The following is a 6,000-nucleotide window of genomic DNA, read 5'->3' as shown; positions in this document are numbered from 1 at the left end:
AAAAGGACCGAACTCACCACGGTGAACCCGGCACCTCACGTGCAGCCCACCCTGTTCGCGGACTCGCCAACCACCTTCGGCGCGAGTACTGGAGAGCCGACCGCTGGCCGTGATCGCCAAGCTACGCCCCAGAGCGACGGGTTCCGGACACCGCAACGATCGGTCCGCCATTAGCGATGGCCGGCTGGAGCGCCGACGGGCTTCACGATGCCTGGCTAGCATGGCGCCGAACAAAGTGCAGGTCACGGCTCCTGATGGTGTTACACGGACTCGTCGGCCTGGCGGCACCTCAAGCGCTTCACAACCCTGAGACGCCTGATCGGCCGCACTCGTAGCAGGGGTCCCCTCCCAACGCCGTCGTGTCGACTGTCACACTTAACCCTAATGGGTGGAATCACACACTATGGGGGCGACAAGTGGTGGGGTTGGATGAGCTCGCCAGGAGATACAGGGAAGAAGATAGCCCGGCACTCCAGATCGATGTCGGCTTGCTCCGAATGCTGGATGCCGATGGCTGCCAGCAGCTGGCAGCTGATCTTCGGAAGTTCGCGAACCCCTGGGAGATCCACCTAGCTACACAGGATCTCGCTCCAGCTCTACCTGATGAACCCGGTCTTTACATGTTCGTGTGGCGGCCTTTGTTCGAATTCCATCTATCAAACATGTCGAAGGGCGGGACCTTTCCTCAGATTCTTTATATCGGACAGGCTGGGGCTTCGGGCACTGACTACGGCAACACTATCCGCACACGCTATAAGGACTACCGGAGACACCTACGCGGCGACCCGGAAGATCTATGGACACGAACAGAACCCACTACTAGAAGCGAACGGCTCACTCGCTACTTAGCGCTTCAACCGATGGAATTCTGGTGCGCACCGATCGAAGACCGAAGAAGAATTGCGATACTAGAGCGTCGCCTCATCCGACTATGCAATCCGCCGCTAAATAATCAGAGTCGGCCAAAACTGCGGGGCCGACTTGGCAACACTCGCTCCGCCTGGAAAGAAGACCAGGACTGAAGCCGCAAAGAAGGGGACTGGATGCCATCCAAAACGTTTGTCCCGGCATTTGAAGCAAAGGTCGGGAATTGGACTTACTATTCCTGCATTATGAGCTATGCTGCAGTGGCCCGCGAGATCAATTTCGCACACGATTTGGGCGGCAATCAAGACCTTGCCACAATGATCCAGCGTGGCGTTGGAGCTCGCACTGCTGAAATCACCAACTACCTACTCACAAACGAGAATAGATTTCTTGGCTCCATAATTGTCGCCGCCTGGGGCGGCGCACCTGAGTATATCCCGCTAGAACTCGAAAAGAACTCTGAAAATATTGAGGTTCTCGCGGGAATGGATCGAAACTTCGGCGTGCTAACCTTCGACGGCACTCACCAGTTTTTCGCGCTCGACGGTCAACATCGCTTGAAAGCTATCAAAGATGCAGTTAAGCGGGATCCGGAACTTGGTCGCGAAGATATCGGCGTGATCGTAGTTCCACATTTTGATAATGAAGCCGGACGACGCCGGACTCGTCGCCTTTTTACTAATATTAACAGGAATGCGGTAAAAACTACCGCTCAAGAAAACATCGCCTTGGATGAGGACGATGGGTTCGCTATTCTCACGCGTCGCTTCCTTGACGAGCACGATTTCCTTAGCCAAGCAGGCGTGGTCCAAGTTTTCAGCAAGGTTGGCACCGACGGGGACGTAAAACTTGCGACTCGACAGGTTGGTGTTACCGGCACCGCCTGGACAACAATCGGTGTTCTCTACGATCTACTGACTGACCTAGGATTTGGGTTACACGATAGCATTAATAAGACTTCGCAGCGAGCCACGGACGAAGTTCTTGATGAAAGTTACGATATCCTAGCGAGACGTATTGATGAACTGCTTGTTGCATGTGGCGACTTGCGTAGTCGCTACGAAGCCCAGGCAGCACCAAAAGACTTGCGCGCACCAAAGGGTCGCGACGGTGACGGACATCCGTTTATGCGACCAGTGGTACAAGTTCAGATTGTGCGCGCAGTGCGGCACATTATAGAGCAAGGACTCTTGGGGTTTCCAGAACTACTTGAACGCCTAAGCGAACTCAATTGGCGAATGTCGTCCGCCCCTTTCTCGACTGTATGGCAGGAAACACCCGAAAGTACACGAAAAGGAAGGATGATCTCCGCAAAAGAGAACAGCCAAGCTCTCTACGAACTTCTCCTCGCACATCTTGCACCTAATTCTCGGGCACAAATCGAGCGAGCATTAAAATCGTTTAGGGTTGTAAAGAACAAAAGGTACCAATTTTCTGTCCAAGAACTCGCCACCCGCCTTCCGGTGGAGGTAAGTCGATAACATGTCGGGCTCGTTGCAGGCGTGCTCACCGATAACCGAGATCTGCGGACGGCGGCCCATCCTCGCGACAAGACCGACAGAAACGCGAGGTTTTGGCGTCTTGCGCCCCGTGCCGGTCACGCTTGTGAGCCGCACTGTGAACGCTCACGTAATTCCCGGGGCCTGCGCTCAGGTAATTCCGCAGGTGGTGGGTCCTGATGATGTTCTACTCGGTGGTCTTCTTCTTGTCACCAGCGACACTCCGGGGGCGCTTGTTCGGCCGGTAGCTGGGGCCGTTCATGAATACCTGGTGGCTAGTGTTGATCAACCGGTCCAGCAGTGACTCCGCGACGACGGCGTTGGGGAACAACGGATACCAGTCCACCGGTGACCGGTTGCTCGTGAGCACGAGCGAGCGTCCGGCGCGTTCGTTGATCAGTTCGTAGAGGTCGTCGGCCTGGCGTGCGGTGAGTTCCCGCATTCCGAAGTCGTCCAGGATCAGGACGGGTGGCCGGGAGAGTTCGCGCAGTCGGCGGCTCCAGGAGCCGTCGGCGTGGCCGCCGGCGAGGTCGGCCAGGATGCGGCTGGTCTTGGCGAAGCGGACGTCGGCGCCGTGCCGGATTGCCAGGTGCCCCAACGCTTGCGCGATGTGGGTCTTGCCGACGCCGACCGGGCCGTAGAGGATCACCGACTCGCCGGCGTGCAGCCAGCGCAGCGCGGCGAGATCACGGATCTGCGCGGCGGGCAGCTTGGGGCTGGCGTGGAAGTCGAACTCCTCCAAGGTGGTTTCGGTGTCGAAGTGCGCGCGGCGCAGCCGGCGGCCCATCGCGGTCAGCTCCCTGCGGCCGATCTCGTCGTGGCAGAGGGTTTGCAGGAACTCCAGGTGCCCGAGTTCCCCGTCGCGGGCCTGGGCCAGGCGGGCGTCGAGGGTGTCGAGCATCCCGGAGAGCTTCAGCGTGCGCAGGGCGTCACGCAGCGCGGTGTCCACAATGGTCATAATGCTTCCTCATTAGTGTCGGTGTCGGATGCGAGTCCGGTGGGCTGAGCGGGCTCGGTGGGGGCAGGGGCGCGGTGGTCGCCGCGCTCGTCGTGGGCAGCGGTGTCGTGATCGGCGTTCGTGGTGGCCTGGTCCCCGGCGGGTGTGGTGCTCGGGGTGGGCAGGGCCACGACGTTCGCGAACAGCTGCGAAGGGCCGTGCAGGTGCGCCGCGGCCCCTCCGTCGCCGGTCGAGGGCGGTGGCGGGTCGGCCTCGGTTCCGGCGGTCAGGATCCCTTTCACCGTGCGGTAAGTCGGGTCGCCGACCTCGATCGCGCGGGCGCAGGCCTTCTCCAGGCGGGTCGCGCCGTGTTTGCCGGCCAGGCCGAGGACGCCCTGCGCGGCGCGCAGCCGGAACAGGGCGTTGACCTCGAGCAGTCCGGCGATCACCGCGACGCAGGCCGGGCCGATGTCGGCGGCCTGGCTGCGGCACCAGGTCGGGGTCCGCATCGTGAACGCGATCTTCTCCGGCGGGTAGTGCGACAGATCGGTCGACTTCCCGGCCGGTCGGCGGCCGTGGGTCGCGATCAGCTCCCCGCTGTCGAAGATCTGCACCACCGTCGGGGTCTCCCGAGCGTCGACCCGGCGGCCGAGGTGCCGCCACGGCACCGAATACAGCGACTTGCCCACCCGGACATGGATGTCCGGACCGACCGTGCCCCTCGACCAGGTGGCGAGCACAAACCGCTTGCGGGGCAACGGTTTCAGCTCACCGGCTTCGACCGCCTCGAACACCGACAACGGTGCCGCACCACCGAGCGGGCGGCACTGCCGGCGCCCGGCGACCTCCCGGCACCACCGTGCGGCTTGTTCGTGCATGTGTTGCAGGGACACGAATTCCCGACCGCGCCAGAACGAGTCCCGGACATAGGGCATCGGCCGTTCCACCCGCGGCTTGTCCTTCGGCTTGCCCGCCCGCGCCGGATCCACCAGGGCGCCGTAGTGCTCGGCCAACTCGGCATACGACCGGTTGATCTTCGGGTCGTAGAGGTCCGGTTTATCCACCCCGGTCTTGAGGTTGTCCGGCACCAACCGGGCCGGCACCCCACCGAAGAAGTCGAACGCCACCACGTGGCACTCGGTCCACGCCCGCTGGTCCATGGCCAGCACCGGCCGCACGAACATGTGCCGGGATGCGGGCAGCACCATCACAAACGCCCACACCCGCCGTTTCCGGCCCGTCCGCGGGTCGACCCACGCGCCCAGATGCCCGTAGTCGATCTGCGCCTCCCCGCCCGGTTCCGGCTCGTCCATCAGCACGGTGACCCGATCGCGCCGGACCTCCTCGGGCAGGTTCGCCGCGACCCACCGCTTCAGCGACGCCAGACTCGCCTGCAAACCCTGCTCGTCGCGCAACCGCTGCCAGATCGTCGCCTGGGTGACCCCGGCCTTGAGCATGTCCGCGATGTAGTCGCGATGGGTCTCGATCTGCGGCCAGGTCGTCTGCCGCAGCCGCGTGTCGGTCACCGCCGGGAACCACTTGCCGGTCAGCTCGGCCCAGTCCGCCACGGTCATCGCCGGCCCACCCGGGACGATGCCGGCCTCAATCGCCGGGGTCACGTACTTCTTGATCGTCTTGCGGTCCACACCCAGGCTGGTCGCGACCTCGCTCTGCGAGCGACCCGCATACCAGTGGACCAGGATCTCGGTCACATCAGTCACGTCGAACGTTCTCCTCGCCAATCCCACTCCCCGGCCACCTGACGTGGACCGGTGAAGCCTCTTCCTTCGCGAGGACCCAGCCACAACGACACGCTCACCCTCCCGGTGGGGAATTACGTGAGCGACGCCCTGCGGAATTACGTGAGCGAAAACCCCTCAGACCTGCGAATTTCATGAGCGCTGACACGCACCCAGCGGGTATTCTCACGAGTCCGCTTCGACGAGGTGGTTGGCAACTCTTTAATCCGCGGCGGTAACAAGCTGCGCCATGGATGACACCTCATGGCAGCAGACTCCGCTGTCATGAGGTCTGCCCAGGGTTTGGTTGGCACCTGACGTGTGAGGCTTCGGCCTTGCTGGGAGGGAAGTCATCGTGCCAAGCCCTACCTCCGCGAGTTCCGTGAGGATGTCGTGGCCGTGGCCTGTGGCTGCGAGGCCTCGTTGAAGCAAGTCCCCAAGGACTTCGGGATCTCGGAGTCCTGCCTGGCCAACTGGCTGCGCGCGGCTGACGTCGAAGACGGTACCCGGCCCGTTGTGACGCGCGAGAAGTCCGCTGAGCTGCGGGAACTGCGCAAGCGCAAACCGGCTGCTGGAGCAGGAGACCGAAGTCCTGCGCAAGGCAGCTGCGTATCTGGCGCAGGGCAACCTGCCGGGAAAATAGCCTCCCGCTCGTCCGTCAACTGGGCCGGCAGCCAGCGCCCCCGTGCGGGATCGAGACGAAGTACCACCGCAAACGCCGGCAACGCAGCCTGGGCAAACTCCGTCCCGGTCGAGTTTGAGACCATCTACCCGACCGCGCCAGCGGCCTGAAATCAGGAACCGCGATGTCAACCGAAGTCTGGGCACCCATGAGTGCGTAGGCCCGACGCTGATGTCCAGTAGCGGCGTATGCTTACGGTCGACATCTGAGAGGTTTCGCTGCGAACGCTACACAAACGGGTAGCCGCGGTAGCGGAGTCATCGCAGCAGCTTCGCA

Annotated in this window: 3 protein-coding genes; 1 reads left to right on the top strand and 2 read right to left on the bottom strand. The window is 62.3% G+C overall.

What is annotated here, in order from left to right; genetic code table 11:
• Positions 1-1,043: 1,043 nt before the first annotated feature.
• Positions 1,044-2,348, top strand: coding sequence for a DGQHR domain-containing protein (locus ACFSXZ_RS22100; protein ID WP_378267047.1), 1,305 nt, complete (start codon positions 1,044-1,046; stop codon positions 2,346-2,348).
• A gap of 205 nt (positions 2,349-2,553) precedes the next feature.
• On the opposite strand, the gene istB is transcribed toward ACFSXZ_RS22100, so the two are convergent.
• The gene (gene istB / locus ACFSXZ_RS22095) at positions 2,554-3,324 is read right to left on the bottom strand and encodes an IS21-like element helper ATPase IstB (RefSeq protein WP_378267046.1); all 771 of its coding nucleotides are present in this window, start codon (positions 3,322-3,324) and stop codon (positions 2,554-2,556) included.
• Entirely contained in the window at positions 3,321-5,024 is a 1,704-nt protein-coding gene (gene istA, locus ACFSXZ_RS22090; protein WP_378267045.1) for an IS21 family transposase, read from the bottom strand. The genes istB and istA overlap by 4 nt, the downstream gene beginning before the upstream one ends.
• Positions 5,025-6,000 lie beyond the last annotated feature (976 nt).

Origin of the sequence: Amycolatopsis pigmentata (assembly GCF_042684065.1) — a bacterium.
Classification (GTDB): Bacteria; Actinomycetota; Actinomycetes; order Mycobacteriales; family Pseudonocardiaceae; genus Amycolatopsis_E; species Amycolatopsis_E pigmentata.
This window is presented reverse-complemented; position numbering and strand designations above follow the sequence as displayed.